At 69.8% G+C, this 17,205-nt stretch carries 15 protein-coding genes; 6 read left to right on the top strand and 9 right to left on the bottom strand.

Going from position 1 to position 17,205, the window contains the following annotated elements; translation table 11 throughout:
• Nucleotides 1–32: 32 nt before the first annotated feature.
• The 5 genes from ACQUSM_RS10640 to ACQUSM_RS10620 all read right to left on the bottom strand — a co-directional run bounded on the left by ACQUSM_RS10640 (nucleotide 33) and on the right by ACQUSM_RS10620 (nucleotide 4,497).
• Nucleotides 33–815: an ABC transporter ATP-binding protein gene (locus tag ACQUSM_RS10640; protein WP_435118419.1), complete on the bottom strand. Its 783-nt coding sequence runs from the start codon at nucleotides 813–815 to the stop codon at nucleotides 33–35.
• A complete protein-coding gene (locus tag ACQUSM_RS10635; protein ID WP_435118418.1) occupies nucleotides 812–1,687 on the bottom strand; it encodes an ABC transporter ATP-binding protein in 876 nt (291 codons plus the stop codon). Before ACQUSM_RS10635 ends, ACQUSM_RS10640 begins: the two co-directional genes overlap by 4 nt.
• Nucleotides 1,680–3,026, bottom strand: a complete 1,347-nt coding sequence (locus ACQUSM_RS10630; RefSeq protein ID WP_435118416.1) for a branched-chain amino acid ABC transporter permease — start codon at nucleotides 3,024–3,026, stop codon at nucleotides 1,680–1,682. The genes ACQUSM_RS10635 and ACQUSM_RS10630 overlap by 8 nt, the downstream gene beginning before the upstream one ends.
• Nucleotides 3,023–4,159: a branched-chain amino acid ABC transporter permease gene (locus tag ACQUSM_RS10625; protein WP_435118414.1), complete on the bottom strand. Its 1,137-nt coding sequence runs from the start codon at nucleotides 4,157–4,159 to the stop codon at nucleotides 3,023–3,025. The genes ACQUSM_RS10630 and ACQUSM_RS10625 overlap by 4 nt, the downstream gene beginning before the upstream one ends.
• A gap of 104 nt (nucleotides 4,160–4,263) precedes the next feature.
• Entirely contained in the window at nucleotides 4,264–4,497 is a 234-nt protein-coding gene (locus ACQUSM_RS10620) for a hypothetical protein (RefSeq protein WP_435118412.1), read from the bottom strand.
• A 488-nt stretch (nucleotides 4,498–4,985) separates the two neighbouring features.
• Here ACQUSM_RS10620 and ACQUSM_RS10615 point away from each other — a divergent pair, with 488 nt between their 5' ends.
• On the top strand, nucleotides 4,986–6,005 hold the full coding sequence (locus tag ACQUSM_RS10615) for an amidohydrolase family protein (protein ID WP_435118410.1): 1,020 nt from the start codon (nucleotides 4,986–4,988) through the stop codon (nucleotides 6,003–6,005).
• Nucleotides 6,006–6,057: 52 nt separating this feature from the next.
• Complete coding sequence (locus ACQUSM_RS10610; RefSeq protein ID WP_435118408.1) at nucleotides 6,058–6,405, top strand: hypothetical protein; 348 nt, start codon at nucleotides 6,058–6,060, stop codon at nucleotides 6,403–6,405.
• Between the two features lie 73 nt (nucleotides 6,406–6,478).
• Here the strand turns inward: ACQUSM_RS10610 and ACQUSM_RS10605 are convergent, their stop codons facing one another.
• Both ACQUSM_RS10605 and tbsP read right to left on the bottom strand, forming a co-directional pair.
• The gene (locus ACQUSM_RS10605) at nucleotides 6,479–8,185 is read right to left on the bottom strand and encodes a YcaO-like family protein (protein ID WP_435118406.1); all 1,707 of its coding nucleotides are present in this window, start codon (nucleotides 8,183–8,185) and stop codon (nucleotides 6,479–6,481) included.
• A gap of 45 nt (nucleotides 8,186–8,230) precedes the next feature.
• On the bottom strand, nucleotides 8,231–9,052 hold the full coding sequence (gene tbsP, locus ACQUSM_RS10600) for a transcriptional regulator TbsP (RefSeq protein ID WP_435118404.1): 822 nt from the start codon (nucleotides 9,050–9,052) through the stop codon (nucleotides 8,231–8,233).
• A gap of 163 nt (nucleotides 9,053–9,215) precedes the next feature.
• On the opposite strand from tbsP, the gene ACQUSM_RS10595 reads away from it, so the two are divergent.
• Nucleotides 9,216–9,416, top strand: coding sequence for a hypothetical protein (locus tag ACQUSM_RS10595; protein WP_435118402.1), 201 nt, complete (start codon nucleotides 9,216–9,218; stop codon nucleotides 9,414–9,416).
• Here the strand turns inward: ACQUSM_RS10595 and ACQUSM_RS10590 are convergent.
• Nucleotides 9,413–11,464 (bottom strand): hypothetical protein, encoded by a 2,052-nt coding sequence (locus tag ACQUSM_RS10590; protein WP_435118400.1) that lies wholly within the window; start codon nucleotides 11,462–11,464, stop codon nucleotides 9,413–9,415. The genes ACQUSM_RS10595 and ACQUSM_RS10590 overlap by 4 nt on opposite strands.
• Nucleotides 11,465–11,557: 93 nt before the next feature.
• Between ACQUSM_RS10590 and glyA the strand changes: the two genes are divergently transcribed.
• The 3 genes from glyA to ACQUSM_RS10575 all read left to right on the top strand — a co-directional run bounded on the left by glyA (nucleotide 11,558) and on the right by ACQUSM_RS10575 (nucleotide 16,456).
• Nucleotides 11,558–12,805 carry a serine hydroxymethyltransferase gene (gene glyA, locus ACQUSM_RS10585; protein WP_435118398.1) on the top strand — a complete coding sequence of 416 codons (1,248 nt, stop codon included), beginning with the start codon at nucleotides 11,558–11,560 and terminating at the stop codon, nucleotides 12,803–12,805.
• A 44-nt stretch (nucleotides 12,806–12,849) separates the two neighbouring features.
• Nucleotides 12,850–15,450 carry a PAS domain-containing protein gene (locus tag ACQUSM_RS10580; protein WP_435118397.1) on the top strand — a complete coding sequence of 867 codons (2,601 nt, stop codon included), beginning with the start codon at nucleotides 12,850–12,852 and terminating at the stop codon, nucleotides 15,448–15,450.
• Between the two features lie 88 nt (nucleotides 15,451–15,538).
• Nucleotides 15,539–16,456 (top strand): bifunctional 5,10-methylenetetrahydrofolate dehydrogenase/5,10-methenyltetrahydrofolate cyclohydrolase, encoded by a 918-nt coding sequence (locus ACQUSM_RS10575; RefSeq protein WP_435118395.1) that lies wholly within the window; start codon nucleotides 15,539–15,541, stop codon nucleotides 16,454–16,456.
• Between the two features lie 136 nt (nucleotides 16,457–16,592).
• Here the strand turns inward: ACQUSM_RS10575 and ACQUSM_RS10570 are convergent, their stop codons facing one another.
• Nucleotides 16,593–17,039, bottom strand: coding sequence for a universal stress protein (locus ACQUSM_RS10570; RefSeq protein WP_053948760.1), 447 nt, complete (start codon nucleotides 17,037–17,039; stop codon nucleotides 16,593–16,595).
• Nucleotides 17,040–17,205 lie beyond the last annotated feature (166 nt).

The raw sequence follows: 17,205 nt of genomic DNA, 5'->3' as shown, positions 1-17,205 counted from the left end.
GAGATCGGCCGCCGACTCTCCCGTTTTTCGGATCAGCCGCCGAGGAACTCCTGTCTGACCTGCTCGTCGTGCAGGAGCGCGTCGCCGTCGTCCATGAACCGGTTCCCGCCCTGCACGAGCACGTAGCCGCGGTCACAGCGGCGCAGCGCCTCCTTCGCGTTCTGCTCGACCATCAGGATCGCCGTGCCGGCGTCGTTGATCCGGTCGATGCGGTCGAACATGTCCTCGACGAGGTCGGGCGCCAGCCCCGCCGAGGGCTCGTCGAGCAGCAGCAGGTCGGGGTCGAGCATCAGCGCCCGCCCCATCGCGAGCATCTGCTGCTGGCCGCCGGAGAGCGTTCCCGCCTTCTGTCCCTTGCGCTCCTCGAGGATGGGGAACCGCTCGAACACGGCGTCCAGTTGGTCCTGTGGCACCTCGTCGAGGATGTACGCACCCATCTCGAGGTTCTCGAGCACCGTCAGCGTCGGGAACACGTTGTCGGACTGGGGAACGTAGCCGAGGCCGAGGTGGATCACGTCCTCCGGTTTCTTCCCCGTGATGTCGGTGCCGTCGAACTCCACGGTGCCGCCCATCAGGGTGGTGAGCCCGAAGATGGACTTCATCACGGTCGACTTCCCCGCGCCGTTCGGGCCGACGATCGTGACGTACTCGCCGTCCTCGACGTTGAGGTCCACGTCCTCGAGAATCTGGAGGTCGCCGTAGCCGGCGTCCAGCGAGTCCACCTGCAGCAGGCTCTCCTCGCTGGTGACGAACTCGGTGGCGTTGACCGCCGCGTCCTGCTGGTCGGCCGGCTGTGCCTCGCCGTCGGCGCTCATACCTCACCCCCGAGGTACGCCTCGACGACGCGGTCGTCGTCTTTGATCTCCGCGGGCGTCCCCTCCGCGAGGACGGTCCCCTGGTGCATGACGATGACGTGCTCGCAGTTCTCCATGATCAGGTCCATGTCGTGTTCGACGAGCAGGAACGTGTACCCCTGCTCGGTCAGGTCGTGGATGCGGTCGAGCAGCTTCTCCTCCAGCGTCGGGTTGACGCCCGCGAACGGCTCGTCGAGCAGCAGCATCTCCGGGTCGACCATCAGCGCCCGGGCGAGTTCGAGCAGCTTGCGCTGGCCGCCCGAGAGGTTGCCGGCCTCCTCCTCGGCGAGGTGGTCGATCTCGAACAGTTCGAGCATCTCCCAGACCGCCTCCCGGAGCTCGATCTCCTGCTCGATCACGTCGTCGCGCAGGCCGGGCAGCACGGCGTTGTACAGCTTCTCGCCGATCTGGTCCTGCGGGGCGAGCATCATGTTCTCGAGCACCGTCATCTCCTCCAGCTCGCGGGCGATCTGGAACGTTCGGACGAGCCCGCGGGTCGCGATCTCCGGCGGCGAGCGCCCCGTGATGTCCTCACCCTGGAACGTGACGGTGCCGCCGTCGGGCTCGTGAACGCCGGTGATGCAGTTGAACGTCGTCGACTTGCCCGCGCCGTTGGGGCCGATCAGCCCCGTGAGCGAGCCGGACTCGACCTCGAAGGAGGCGCCGTCGACGGCGGTGATCCCTCCGAAGTGCTTCTCGAGGTTCTGGACGCGGAGCGGGATCGACGGTGGTATCTCCTGTGCCGCACGCTCGGTCTCGCTGTCCTGCGTGTCCGAGAGCTCCTCCGGCGGCGTCGCGTCGACCGGCTTCTCGGGCCCGTCGGCGTCACTCATCGCTCTCACCCCCCGTTCGGTCGCTGAGGTCGACGCTGGCGGCGATCTCGCTGCGGCCGCCCAGCAGCCCCTCGGGCCGGTTCTGCATCAGGTACACCAACACCGCCCCGAGGAAGATGAACTTCAGGTAGGCGACGTTGTCGACCAGGTAGCCGGCCCAAGCCAGCGGATTGAGCGTGACTATCGCCTCGTAGAAGTTCGTCGGCCGCGGGAGCGAGCCGAAGAACAGCTGCGCGACGGCGTCGACGAACCCCGCGATCCGGCGGGGCCCTTCGAGCAGGAACGCCGCGAACACCGCGCCGCCGACGACGCTGCCGGTGTTCGAGCCCGAGCCGCCGACGATCAGCGCGGTGAAGATGTAGAACGTCACGATCGGGCGGAACGTGTTGGGGTTGACAAAGCCGTAGGAGCCCTGCCAGAGGATGCCGCCCAGCCCCATCAGCGCGCAGCCGACCATGAACACCTTGATCTTGAACAGCCGGGTGTCCTTGCCGAGCGAGCGGGCGACGAGCTCGTCCTCGCGGATCGCCTTCAGCACGCGGCCGAACGGGGAGTTCCCGATGCGGCTGAGGAGCACGTAGTACAGCGTCACGAACACGACCAGCAGCACCACCGCGTACGTCCCGCCGACGACCACGCTGGTCCCGACGCCGACCGTGTCTGCGAGCCCGTACACCACGTCGCCGATCGCGGTGAGTCCCGACTCGGTCTCGTAGATCGCCCGTGCCGGGCTGTTGATCGGGGTGGAGATCCCCTGCCCCCCGCCGGTGCCGAACTGCAGTCCGAACACGTCGACGACGTTGTAGCTGGTCGCCTCCGGATCGGTGACGGTGCCGGCGAAGTAGCTGGCGTTGAGCACCAGCCGGATGATCTCCGAGAGTCCGACGGTGACGATCGCGAGGTAGTCGGCGTCCAACTGCAGCGCGGGCAGCGCCGCCAGCCCGCCGACGACGGCGGTGATCAGCAGCGCGCCGACGATCGCGACCGGCACCGGCAGCCCCAGCCCCGGCGGCGACCCCGTCGGCGACGCCGCGAGGATCGACATCGAGTAGACGCCGACGGCCATGAAGCCGGCGACGCCGATGTTGAACAGCCCGGTGTACCCCCAGTGGAGGTTCAGCGCCAGCGCCAGCAGCGCGTACACCGCGATCAGGAACGTGATGTTGCTGGCGGAGTTGGCGACGGCGTTTGCCACCGAGGCGTTGTTGACGCCGGCGAGGAAGCCGGCCAGCACGCCGTGGAACACGTACGTCCCGAGCAACAGCCCGGCGATCAGGCGGGTGTCGTTCTCCTTGAAGTACCCCGGGACGGCCGCCCACGCGCGGTCGGCGACGCTCATGCGGTTTTCACCCCTCCGAACAGCCCCGACGGGCGGAACAGCAGCACGAGGATCATCACGGCGAACGCGACGACCCGCGCGAAGTCGGAGGGGATCCACACCAGCGAGAGCCGCGAGGCGATGCCGATGATGATCCCGCCGCCGATGGCGCCGTAGACGCTGCCGATCCCGCCGAGGATCACCCCGGAGAAGATCAGCAGCAGCAGCCGCCAGCCGACGTTGTAGTTGAGCGTCCCGCGTTCGAGCACCATCAGGAAGCCGGCGATCCCCGCGAGCCCGCCGCCGACGATCCACGTCGTGCGGACGACGCGCTCGGTGGGGATGCCCGTGACCTGCGCGAGGTCCTTGTTGTCCGCCATCGCGCGCATCGCCTTCCCCAGTTTCGTCCGTTGGAGGAGGAAGTGGACACCGAACATCAGCGTCACCGCGGCGACGATGAGCGTGGCCTCGTGGGCGTTGAGCGGCACGTAGCCGTCGACCATCGGGATGTCGAGCGACGGGATCGACCCCGTCTCGGTCACGCCGCGGGTGCTTGTGCCGAACACGAACACGATCGCGTACCGCATCGCGAGCGCGACCCCGATCGACGCGATCAGCAGGGGGATGCCGCCCTTGTCCCGCATCGGCTCGTAGACGATCCGGTCGAGCAGGAGCACCACACCGACGGTGATCCCCCCCGAAGCGACGAGCCCCACGAGCAGCGCCAGCGGGGCGTTGACGACCGAGATCAACGACGGCGCGGTGACGAGGAACGCCTCGCCGAAGGGGACCTCGACGTTGAGCGTGAAGAAGGCGACCAGATAGGCGGCGAACCAGCCCGAGAAGGCGCCCGTCGTGATGTAGTCACCGTGAGCGAAGTTCGCGAAGCTGAGGATGCTGTACGTCATCGAGAGCCCGACGCCGGCCAGCCCGATCACCAGCCCGACGATCAGCCCGTCCAGCACGTACCGGCCGACCTGCGAGACCGCGGTCGACCCCCCGAGGAGGTGGACGCCGCCGGCGCCGACCTCGACGCCGGCCAGCTTGGCGACGAGATCGACGAGGAGGTAGCCGATCGCGAGCCCCACCGCGGCCACCGCGGGTCGTTCAGTTAGCGTCCGACCCGCATCCCTGTAGTCGTCAAAAGATGCCATGTGTGTATTTCACACTCACCCTCTCCGCCGGAGGGATATAAAAATTCACTGCGTCGAGTCGACGGATCCCCGTCACGACGGGTGGATGAAACGGCGCCGCGGGGTCAGACGCCGTCGGGCATCGCGTGGTTGGCGTCGTCGGCGAGGTTGCGGAGGCGGTCGGCGGACGCGGCGTCGAACTGCGCCTGACACCGGGCGACCCACGACTCGGGCTCGTCTTGTCGGCCGTCGTCGTCGGCCGACGCCTCGGCGTGCGTCGCCGTCTCGGCGGGTGTCGCGTCGGTCGGCGCGCCGGTGGTCGGGTTCGGTTCGGTCGGGTGCTGGGGGTGTGTTTTCACGGCTGGAGTATCTGCGGGTCGGTCTGGGAGCTGTACGGCCGAGAAGGAGTCATTCGCGTACAGGTACGACCGACATGACGTGTTGCCCACTGTGACGAGAAATATAATAAATGTTCCTGTACAATTTGCGTTCGGCGCGACGGACGCGAGTTGGGAGCGGTAGCGGGCGCGCTGGCACGCAACGCCGGTCCAGTGTCTCCTCTCCGGTAACTGACTAACGGGACCGAAAGTGTCGGCCTCGGCACTCATAGGGCTCGTCGTCGCCGGATGCCGAGTCCGGCTCGGCCCGGTGCCGTCGTCATCGGCCGGTTCGCTGTTCGCCCCCCGACGGCTTGTCGGTTCCGGACCCGAAGGTTCCCGGCGCTCGCGCGAGTCGGCACCCCCCATGCCGCCGGACGCCACGTTCGTCGTCCCGGCCAGTCCGACAGCGGCGGTCGTCGACGGCAGCGTCCCGTCGCGTTCATGCCTCCCCGGATTCATGCTCCGGTATGGCTACCACGCTCGAAGGGACGATCCTGCGGGGTGAGTCGTTCACCCCGATCGAGGGGCGCGTCGTCGTCGAGGACGGCGAGATCGCGGCCGTCGAGGAGACCGCCACCGACTCGACGGACATCGTGCTCCCGGCGTTCGTCAACGCCCACACCCACATCGGCGACTCGATCGCGAAGGAGGCCGGCGGCGGCCTCTCGCTCGACGAACTGGTCGCGCCGCCGGACGGGCTCAAACACCGCCTCCTGCGGCAGGCCAGCCGTGAGAAGAAAGTCGCCGCGATGGCTCGGAGCCTCCGGTTCATGGAGTCCTCGGGCACCGCGGCGTTCCTGGAGTTCCGCGAGGGCGGCGTCGAGGGCGTCGAGGCGATCCGCGACGCGCTCGCCGACCGCGAGATCGATCCCGTCATCTTCGGCCGCGAGAGCGCCGCCGCCATGCGTGCCGCCGACGGGTTCGGCGCCAGCGGCGCCCGCGACAGCGAGTTCGGCGACCTGCGCGAAGCCTGTCGCGAGGCGGGCAAACCGTTCGCGATCCACGCCGGCGAGCGCGACCCGCACGACCTCACGCCCGCGATGGATCTCGACCCGGCCTTTCTGATCCACGTCGTCCACCCCCGCGACGAGCACCTCGACCGGATCGAGGACGAGGCGCTCCCCGTCGTGGTCTGCCCGCGTTCGAACCTCGTCACGAACGTCGGCGTCGCGCCGATCCACGAGCTGGTCGAGCGAACGACCGTCGCGCTCGGGACGGACAACGTGATGCTGAACTCCCCGTCGATGTTCCGCGAAATGGAGTTCGCCGCGAAGCTGGCCGACGTGAGCGCGACCGAGGTGCTCCGGATGGCCACCAGAAACGGCGCCGAACTCGCGGGGAAGGAGTACGGGCTGATCGAGGAAGGGAGACCCGCGAAGCTGCTGACGCTCGACGGCGACTCGGACAACCTCGCGGGCGCGGAGGAGCCGGTCCGCGCGGTGGTTCGCCGGGCGGGCGAGGGCGACGTAAAGGACGTGCTGCTATAGCGACCTACTCGGACCAGCTACCTATTTGCGCTCCCGCGGCGTTGAGGGACGGATGGAGAACCGTCTTCGACTCCCGACCGGGGCCGACAGCCGGGAGTTCGTCCTGCTGTGGGCGATCGCCGCGGCGACCTACGGCGCCGGCGACGTGCTCACGACGCTCGTGTTGCTGTACCGGAACCCGAACGTGGTCGAGACCAACGCGCTCGTTCGGGCGGCGACCGACGCGTTCGGCCCGGCCGGGCTCGTCGGGCTGAAACTCGGGGTGTTCCTGCTCTGTCTCGCGATCAGCGTGGGCGCGACCGGCCGAGATGACCGGGCGCTGTACTACCTCCCGCCGGTCGCGCTCGCGCTGATCGGGGCGTTCACCACCTCGATGAACCTCCGGCTGCTGATCGGCTGAGTTCGGTGACACCCACCCGCGGCATCGCCGGTGACCGTCCGACGGAGGGGAGAGTCCGTTGCTCGCCGCGTGGTCACGGGAACGGGTGGTACGCCCGCTCCGGCCGCGCCTCGAACCCCATCGCCGCCGCCACGCGATTCAGTCGGTCGCCGAAGAACGGTTCGCCGGTGAACAGCGGCTGTGCCTCCGGGATCACGACGCGAACGCCCTCGAACCCCAGCGCGGCCACGTCGCGGCTCGTCGTCCGGGCGGCGTACGGCGTGAGTCCGGCGTCGTCGACGTGCTCCACGAGGGCGTCGAGTGCGGCATCGCCCGAGAGCTCGGCGGCGGGGTCGGCGACCGAGTAGGCCGGCACCGTCGTTTCAGGGTGGGTGAGCTCCCGAGCGCGGTCGGGGAAGTCGGCGTACTCGCCGATCGCGCCGCCCTCCTCGGCGGCCTGTTCGGGGCCCATGTCCCGGAGCTCGATCCAGTTCTGGAGCGCCTCCGCGAGCGCGCCCGTGGCGGCGTCGACGGGGTCGAGCGCGGCGCCCGATCCGGCGGCGAATCGGGGCCACTCGTCGTCGCGGTGGACCGTCGCGGCGACGACCGGCACGTCGACGTCCTGCGTGAGCAGCGTGACCGAGACCGAGAGCGCCTCGGCACGAGCACGCTTCTCGAGTTCGCGGAAGCGCTCGTCGTCGACGGCCAGCCCCAGCGGCTCGTAGTCGGAGTACCACGCGAGCATCGTCGCGTCGCGCTCGATCACCTCCGACAGCCCCGAGATCACCGCCTCGCCGGTCGAGCTCCCGAGGCCGAGCCCCGTGGTGATCGGCGGCTTGATCCGCCGCTCGGGCGGCGGGTACTGGACGACCTCGGCGGGGAGCCAGACGCCCGCCTCGTCGACGAGATCCAGCCCCGGCAGCCACGGGCGCTCGGCGTCCGGATCCGGGTCGTAGCCGTCGCTCGTGACGAAGCGGGTCGGCTGGACGGCGTCGTCGAGCGCCGTCGCGGGCGCGTGCCGGAACTCCGCGTTTCGGTAGACGCCGGCCGCGTAGCGCTCCAACCCCTCGCCCAGCGCCTTCATGTACGCCTCGTTCCAGTCGGTGGCCGCGCCGGCGGCGAAGGGGGCCGCGCTCGCGTCGGAGAACCCCTCCGTCGCTGCGATCGACGCGAGGTAGTACGGCAGCGGGAACGACGCCTGTTCGCCCACCTGTTCGATCAGCCCCACGCGGTCGTCGACCGCGGCTTCGGCACGGCCGACGGCGTCGTCGAGGTCGGTCTCTCGGGAGGAGAGCGAGAGCGTCCGGTCCCGCCCGCCGGCGCAGCGACAGTACGGCACCGGCTGGAACCGGCGCTGCACGTCTGCCTCGCCGATCTCGACGACCGTGCCGCCCAAATCCTCGCCAGTCAGGATCCTCGTCGCCCGGCGGCCGGCGACCGCACCCGCGTAGCGCACGGCGCTCGTGGGCGCGGACGGGTCGTCACCCCCCTCGACCGTCGCGGCGACGCGCCGCTCCAGACAGCGGTAGCAGCCCGAGCCGGGCGTGAACGCCGAGACCGCGGCGTCCACTTCGTCGACGGCGTGGCCGCCGACGCCGCCGATCTCGACGGCGATCCACCGATCCAGTCCGCTCGCGGCCGCGGTTTCGAACGCGTCCGCGCCGGCGGCGCCGACGACGAAACAGAGCCCGACGTCGGCGAACTCGCCGCTGCCGGTCTCGACCACGCGTGCGTCGAGGTCGCCCATCGCCGCCTCGATCGCGTCGGCGGCGGGGCCGCTCCCGACGATTCCGATATCCATACCTCGGGAGGGGGGCGCCGCTCGCAAAAAGGAACGGGTGCCGGCTCAGCTGGCGATCATCGACTGCGCGACGCTGGCGAGCTCCTCGGCGTCGGCGTCGTGGAGCCGATCGTCGCCGAGCTTCAGACGCAGGCGGGGGCGACCCACGTCGATGGGCACCTTTTCGGTGTCGATCAGGCCGAGCTCCTCGAGGCGGGTCTTGGTCCGGGAGAACGTCGCCTTCGAGGCGATTCCCACGTCCTCGCCCCACTTGCTGATGTCGTACAGCAGCACGTCGTTCTTCGCGGCGACCAGCAGCGAGATGGTCACCTCGTCGAGCCCGTCGCCGTCGCCGCGGGCGGTTTCGAGCGAGTCGAGCACCGCGTCGAAGTCGGTGCGGGACTGCTCGCCGATGTCGTCTTCCATCGTCTCCCGAACCCGCGAGATCGCGGGCGTCCGGAGGTTGAACGTCTCGGCGGCCTCGAAGCGTGCGCTGTAGTCCTCGTGGGCCTGCCCGACGAACGACTCGTCGTCGGTGGCAAGCCCCGCGACGGCGTCGCCGGCGGTGACGACCGCAATGGTCCGTGCCTCGGTCACGAGCAGCGCGTTGTCGACGCCGCCCTCGAGCGTCCGCAGCTCGAGGCTGCCGGCCTCGACGAGGTCGGCGGCGTTGCTGGCGACGAGGAAGTCGTCCATCACGTCCTTGAGCAGGCGCTCGTCGGCCAGCAGCTTCACCGTCGGGAACTCGCCGTCGAACTCGGTGCCGAGCCCGATCAGCGCCTCTACCGCGGCCGCCGAGGGACCGACGAACAGTATCTCGCCGTCGGCGTCTTCGATGCTCTCCCGCAGGATATCCTCGATTTCGTCGCCGAGTAAATTCGAACTCATTTCTAGGAGAGTATATGCGTCACTCGGTATTTAATATTAACGGGTATACTGCCGTCTCAGGGCTTCTAACGGAAATTCTGAACGATCGTATCGAGGAAAACAACCCCGCCTTCGTCGTGTAATTGGGACAACTCTTTTCAGTGTCGGCGAACCATGATACTACATGGCACGGAACGGAACGCTATCGGGTATCGGTGTTCGGATCGGCGAGTTCGTCGCGCGCCACCCGCGGCTCGTCGTGGCCGTCGCGGCGATGCTCGTCCTACTCGCCGTGCAGGACGGGGCGATGGCTGCGGACGGGGTGCCGTTCGAACCGGCCGACGACGCCTCGGCCGACCCCGGCCCCGAGCCGATAGAGGATTAGCGACCGGCCGTCTCGGCGGCGAGCTCCTCGGCGAGCTCGGTACACCAGTGGATGTCGCCGCGGTAGACGACGGGGAACTCCCCCCGTCGAAGGAACTGGACGACCTCCGCGGCGTCCATCTCGAGCTCCCATTCGTTGCCGATCAACACCGGCGGGCAGTCTCGGTCGACGTTGAGGAACGCACGACCGCCCGCGAGCGACGGCGACAGCATCCCGTGGGTGAGTGTGAACGCGTCGCCGTCCCGGACCAGCTTCGCCTCGGTCCCGGCCAGCGAGTCCGTCTGCGTGAGCACGTGTGTGCCGTCGCCGACGACCGCGTAGTCCTTCCCCATGATCACCCGCCGGCGGGCCAACGCGAGCGCCCGCTCGATCGCGTAGCCGTGGGCGACCAGCCGCGCGAACATCGTCCCGACCTTCGCCGCGTGGCTGTTGAGCACCTTCTCGAACGTGACCGCGCCCGCGACGCTCCCCTTCCTGACCAGCGCCTTCCCCTCCTCGTAGGAGCCACAGGCGTTGAGGAAGAACGTCTGGACCCGGGAGCGGTCGACCGACGAGATCGAGAGCGTCCCGTCGGGACAGCGTAGCCCCGACGGCTCGCAGTGCCCGACGAAGTGGAGCAGGTCGTGGCGCTGCTCGATCACGTTCGCGAGCTCGTCGACCGTCAGCGACTCCCGCACGTCGATGTCGATGTCGAGCTTCTCGGCCCGCCGCCGGTAGATGTCGGCGGCCCGGGAGTGCTCCTCCCGCATCTCGGCCTCGTTGAGCACCGCGACCACCGAGATGGGGCCGTCGGCCCGCCCCCGGTAGAGGGATCGGTTCTCGTACGCCGCCGGCAGCGTTTTGAACGTGTCCATGGCGACGCCGTCGGCCAGCCACCCGTGGTATCGACTCGGGCCCAGCTCGGCGTCCCGGAGCTCGACGGGGTCGGGGGCGGCCACGCCCGCCCGGTAGAACGCCGAGAGCGAGCTGTCGAGCCGGTCCTCGTCGCTCAGCGGGCTGCTCCGGGGGGTGAACAGCTGCGGCACGTCGGCGAGCATGAACGGCAGACACCGGACGCCGTCGTACGTCGGCTCGACGTACATCGAGAGGTGCCACTCCGGGAACGCGTCGGCGACGGCGTCGATGTCGACCGCCCGGTACGCCAGCAGCCGTTCGGCGATCTCCGCGTCGTAGAGCGCGTCGGCGTCGATCGGGAGCCGGTCGAGCAGGTCGGCCGTCCGGACGGCGGCGTCGTGGGGGCCGGCGGTTCGAACCAGACAGTCGAGCCAGAACGTCCGCCGGAGCAGCGCCGCGACCCGCCGCTCGTAGCAGCGTCCCTGTCCCAAATCGATCCGTTCACCCCCTGCGCGGAGCGACGGCTCGACCCCCTCGGCGACGCTGACCTCGGCGCCGAGGTAGTGTGCCAGCGACGCCGCCGGCAGCAGCGCCGACAGCGAGCGGGGGAGCCGGAGCTCGACCGAGTGCTCGGGAACCGCCTCGCGAACGGCGTCGGGGATCGAGACCGTCTCACCGAACGTCAGCGAGGGCGGGCGCTCCCGCATCGAACTGAACGACCGGTCGGCCGTCGTCGACCGGAAGGCGGCCGAAAGCGTCGAGAGCGCGGTCGCGACCCCCTCCGGACTTCGGGGGACGGTGACCGACTCCCGTGTCGAGTCGGCCCGGCTCTGGAACCCCAGCCTGACGGCCGTCGGCCCGGGAAAGGAGACGACGGTCCGGTCGAACTCGGGCTGAGCGAGGCTGAACGGCCCGTCGATCCGGAGGAACGTCCGGACCGGCGCGGCGATCCGGAGCTCGTACGCGCCGGGGGAGAACGAGATCGGCCCCTCGCGACCACCCAGCGTCGTCGACTCCTCGCCATCGACGTCGTCCACAGCGACGACGACGGGCGGGAACTCCAGTCGCTCGGTCCGGCCGGTGAGCTCGGCATCCACGGGCGCGTCCAGCGCGGGCGCGGCGGCGCTCGGCTCCCAGCCGTCGGCCTCGACACGGACGGCGGTTTTAGCTTCGTCGACGGCGCGGACACCGTCCCCGTCGATCTCGACGTCCATGCGTCCGTCCCGCGATACGTGAGGCCGGCGCTAAATCTCTGTCGGGCGGCGGCGACAGTCAAGCTTAACCCGGACCTGGCCCCGGTTGCGCGTATGGAGCACGATCACGTCCGACAGGTCGACCCCGAGCTCGCGGACGCGCTCGAAGCCGAGACCGGCCGCCAGCGGGACACGATCACGCTGATCGCCAGCGAGAACCACGTCTCCGAGGCGGTGATGGACGCCCAGTCCAGCAGCCTCACCAACAAGTACGCCGAGGGATACCCCGGGCAGCGCTACTACGGCGGCTGCGAGCACGCCGACACCGTCGAACAGCTCGCGATCGACCGCGCGAAGGAGCTCTGGGGCGCCGAGCACGTCAACGTCCAGCCCCACTCCGGCTCGCAGGCCAACATGGCCGTCTACATCGCCGCGCTCGACCCCGGCGACAAGATTCTGAGCCTCGATCTGACCCACGGCGGCCACCTCAGCCACGGCCACTCCGCGAACTTCGTCGGCGAGCACTTCGAGGTCCAGCACTACGAGTGCGACGACGAGACGGGGTACATCGACTACGAGGGGCTGGCCGAGCAGGCCGAGGCGTTCGAGCCCGACATGATCGTCTCGGGCTACTCCGCCTACCCCCGCGAGGTCGAGTGGGAGCGCATCCAGGCGACCGCGGAGTCCGTCGACGCGCTCCACCTCGCCGACATCGCCCACATCACCGGGCTCGTCGCCGCCGGCGAGCACGCGTCGCCGGTCGGCATCGCCGACTTCGTCACCGGCTCGACCCACAAGACGATCCGCGCCGGTCGCGGCGGGATGGTCATGTGCGGCGAGGAGTGGGGCGAGGCCGTCGACAAGGCCGTCATCCCCGGGATGCAGGGCGGCCCACTGATGCACAACATCGCGGGCAAGGCGGTCGGGTTCAAGGAGGCGCTCACGCCGGAGTTCGAGGAGTACGCCGCCCGCGTCGTCACCAACGCGGAGGCGATGGCCGAGCGCCTGCGCGATCGCGGCCTCGACCTCGTGTCGGGCGGCACCGACACCCATCTCGTGCTCGCGGACCTGCGCCCGTCCCACCCCGACACGAGCGGGAAGGACGTCGAGGAGGCGCTCGAGACGGCGGGGATCGTCCTCAACGCCAACACCGTCCCCGGCGAGACGCGCTCGCCGTTCAACCCCTCCGGCATCCGCGTCGGCACGCCCGCGATCACGACCCGCGGGTTCACCGCGAGCGACTGCCGGACCGTCGCCGACTGCATCGCCGACGTGGTCGACGCCCCGGACGACGAGGACGTGCTCGCCGAGGTGTCCGAGACTATCGGCGAGCTGACCGAGAAACACCCGCTGTACGAGTAGTCGGAGCGGACCGTTTATGCCTCAGGGACGGCAGTAGACGGTAGATGAGCGAGACCCTCCTCTGGATCGGCGCTTCGGCGCCGCCCGACGCGGTCGACAGCCTCGCCCAGCGGCGCGGCTGGTCGCTCCGGAGTGCCGACCCGGGAACGGGCAGTAGTGCGGCGACTCGCTACCGTCCCGGGGCGGTCGTGGTCGGGACGGACGACGCCGACCTCGACGGACTCCGCGCGGCCACGCCGGCGCCGATCGCCTACTGTCCGCCGGCGACGACCGCCGACGGCGTGGGTGCCGCGAGCGCGGCCGGCGTCGATGTCGTGCTCCCTCAGGATACCGACGAGTGGGGAGTCGACACGCTCCTCGACCGCCTCGCGACCGTCGAGTCGGGCTCACACTCGATCGCCGACGGGAGGGGCTCGAACCACGACACTGCTCGGGAGGCCGCCGGCGACCCGCCGGCACCGACCGGAACGGCGACGCCGACCGACGAACGCCCGCCGCGGGGGACGCTGACCGTCGACGAGGAGGGGCGGATCAGCTACGTCGGCGAGCGCGCTGCCGAACTGCTGGGCCGGGACGCCGAGTCACTGCTGGCCAGCGATCTCCACGAGGCGCTACCGTGGGCCGACCTCGGCCGGCTGGAAGGGATGGACGATCTCGACGCCGACGACGGGACGGTGTCGACGGTCGAGCGGCTGATGCCGGCGAACCGCTGGCTGGAGCTGGCTGCCCGCCCGACGGACGCGGGGGCGACGATCACGGTTGTCGAACTCGACGCGGCCGAGCGTCGGCGGGTGGTGCTCGACCGGCTCCACGGCACGACTCGCCGGCTGTTCGCGGCCGAGACGCCCGACGCGATCGCGGAGATCGCGTGCGAGGCGGCCCGGGACGTGCTCGGCCTCGAAGTCGTGGTCGTCCGCCTCTCCGACCGCGGCAACGACGGGCTCCGGGTGGCGGCCAAGACCGACCCGGTCGACGAACTGATGCCGACACGGTCGCGCTACGGGGTCGGCGAGAGCATCGCCGGGGCCGTCTACGAGGAGGGGAGCTCGCGAATCTCGCTCGACCTCGACGAGGCGCAGTTCGGCGAGGTCAACTCGACGATCTCGCTCCCGTTGGGCGACCACGGCGTCATGAGCGTCGGCTCGACCGCCCCCGACGCGTTCGACGAGGCCGACGTCTCGCTGGCGCGGCTGCTGTCGACGACGGTGACCGCGGCGCTCGATCGGGCCGAGCGCGAGACCCAACTGCGTCGCCGGGAAGCCGTTCTCGAATCGGTTCAGGGGATGGTGTTCGTGCTCGACGAGGACCGGCTGATCGACTACGTTTCGACGCCGCTGGCCGAACGCCTCGGCATGAACCGGGAGGAGATCGTCGGCAAACACGTCGTGGAGTTCGTCGACGTGACGGAGTTCTACGGCGCCGAGAGCCGGCTCCGCGAGGGCGTCTCGGAGCTCTCGCTCGACCTCCGGATCGACTCGCCCGACGGGGAGTCGTTCCCCGCCCGCGTCGACCTCTCGGTGCTCGAACACACGGACCGCGGCCGGACGCTCGTCGGGATCGTCGAGGACCGCTCGACGCTGGCGGAGACCCGCGAGGATCTCCGCCGGGAGCACGAGCGCCTGTGGACGCTGTTCGAGAACCTCCCCGATCCGGTCGTCGACGCCGAACACGCCGAGGGCGGGCCGGTGATCCGCGCGGCCAACGACGCGTTCGCGGACGTGTTCGGCGTCGACCGCGAGGCGATCGTCGGGCAGCCGATCGACGAGGTGCTCAGCCTGCCCGCCGGCGAGCGAGCCCGGGACACGCCGCCGGAAGCGATCAACGAACGGGTCCGGGAGGGCGAGGTGACCGGGGCGAAAGTCAGGCGGGAGACCGCCCACGGCGCGCGGACGTTCCTGTTCCGGGGGATTCCGTACGCCGAGAACGGCTCCGTCCGCGCGTTCGGCATCTACACAGACGTGACCGAGATCGAGCGCCGCGAGCGCCACGTGAAAGTGCTCGACCGACTGCTCAGACACAACCTCCGCAACGACCTCGGCGTCGTGATCGGCCGGGCCGAGAACGTGCTCGACCGGGCGGACGATCCGGATATCGAGTCGGAGGCCGCCGCGCTCGTCGAGGCCGCCAACGGGCTGATCGACCTGAGCGACACCGCAAAGCGCATCCGACAGATCATCGAGAGCCCCGAAACCGAGCGATCGACGATCGACGTCGCGAACCTGTTCGGGACGGTCGCGGCGGGCGCCAGGGAGCAGTTCCCCGGCGCGACGGTCCGCGTCGAGGACGACCTCGACGATCTCGCGGTGCTCGCGACCTCGGATCTCCGGCTCGCGCTGGAGGAGCTGGTCGAGAACGCGATCGTCCACGGCGCCGACTCACCGACCGTCGACCTCCGGGCGGAGACGTTCGAGCCAGCCCCCGAGGAGTGGATCGATCTGCTCGTGGTCGACAACGGGCCGGGAATCCCGGAGGCCGAGCGCGCCGCCGTCACGGGCAGCCGCGACATCACGCAGCTCCAGCACGGTAGCGGCCTCGGGCTGTGGCTCGTCCGCTGGGCGGTCGAATCCGTCGGCGGCGACGTGTCGTTCGAGCGCCGGGACGGGAACACAGTCGTGCGGCTCCGACTCCGACGGATGACGGAGTAATTCACGTTCTTGTCTACTGTGGGTGGTGTGTCGTTCGATCTATGCACGTACCCGAGGGTTGAAGTGGGCGTAGCCCCCCGTATCGACCGTGAGCGAGGCCATTCAGGAGCGAGCCGACCGGGCGGACGTGATCGACGGCGAGGCCGTCGCTGCGGCGGTACGAGAGAGCGTTTCGGGGGCGGTCGATCGCCTCCGGAGCGAGGGCGTGACCCCGGGGCTGGCGACCGTGCTGATGAGCGACGACCCCGCGAGCGAGACGTACGTCCGGATGAAGCAGCGCGACTGCGAGGACGTGGGTATCGAGAGCCGCCACGTCGAGATCGACACCGACGCTCCCCAGTCGGCGCTGTTCGAGACGATCGACGAACTCAACGAGGATCCCGCGATCGACGGGATCCTGATCCAGCGGCCGCTGACCGAGGGCGTCGACGAGCCGGCGGCGCTGCGCCGGGTCGACCCCGAGAAGGACGTCGACGGGTTCCACCCGGAGAACGTCGGGCGGCTCGTGACCGGCGACCCCCGATTCGTCCCGTGTACGCCGCTGGGGATCCAGCGACTGCTGTTGGAGGCGGGCGTGGAGATCCCCGGCTCGGACGTGGTCGTCGTCGGTCGCTCGGAGCTCGTGGGGAAGCCGCTCGCGAACCTTCTGCTCGGTCGCGGCGAGGGCGCCGACGCGACGGTGACGGTCTGTCACTCGAAGACCGACGACCTCGCGGCCCACGTCTCCCGGGCGGACGTGGTGGTCGTCGCCGCGGGCGTCCCCGAACTCGTCACCGGCGAGATGCTGGCGCCCGGCTCGACGGTGATCGACGTGGGGATCAACGCCGTCGGCGAGGGCGACGACCGCGAACTGATCGGCGACGTTGAGTACGAGAGCGCCTCGAAAGTCGCCGGCGCGATCACGCCCGTCCCCGGCGGTGTCGGACCGATGACTCGGGCGATGCTGCTACGGAACACGGTGACGGCCGCGGCTCGGCAGTCGGGTGTGGATCTCGATCTGGAGTAGAGTTTCGGCGTCGGTTCCGCGGCGACAGCACGGAGGCTGTCGTAGGTCACGCGCCGAGTTGGTTTCACACAGTCACGGCGTCGGCTCCGTCGCGACAGCACGGAGGCTGTCGCAGGTCACGCGCCGTGGCTGATCTTTACTCCGTCACGACGGTCACCGGCCCCTCGAAGTCGAGGATGACGCGCTGGGTCACGTCGCCGAAGATCGCCTTCCCGGTGGGCGAGCGGCGCTGGCCGGTCATGAAGATGTGGTCGCAGCCGTGGTTCTGGGCGCCGTCGATCACGGTTTCGGCCCGGTCGCCGACCGCGCCGGCGGTCTCGTACTCGATGTCGACGCCCTCCAGCGTCTCGACGCCGATGTCGTTCGCGAAGCTCCGGGCGCCCTCCAGCGCCTGTCCGACGGAGTAGCTCACGTCGGCCTCCGGGATCGCCTCCAGCGCCTCGCGCTCCTCGGCGTACTCCTCCTCACTCACGACACAGAGCAGCGTGAGCCGGGCGTCGACCCCGGCCGCGAGTTCGCCGGCCTCCCGAACCAGCTCCTTTGTCACGTCGTCCGGTCCGACGACTGCGAGTGCGTGTTCCATACGCCGCAAATGCGAGGGTCCGGTGATAAAGCTGGCTGAAAACGTGTTACCATATGGCGAACAGGCGGGGAGAGATATGCGACCGGACGTGCCCCGCGCTCCCGCGATCGAGGGGGACGGGAGAGCCCTGCTCCCGCCCGCCTCCGGCGTCCGGCCGTCGGTTCGT

Source organism: Halolamina sp. C58, from assembly GCF_051195095.1.
Lineage (GTDB): Archaea > Halobacteriota > Halobacteria > Halobacteriales > Haloferacaceae > Halolamina.
The sequence above is the reverse complement of the archived record's forward strand: the minus strand, read 5'-3'. Positions and strand labels throughout refer to the sequence as shown.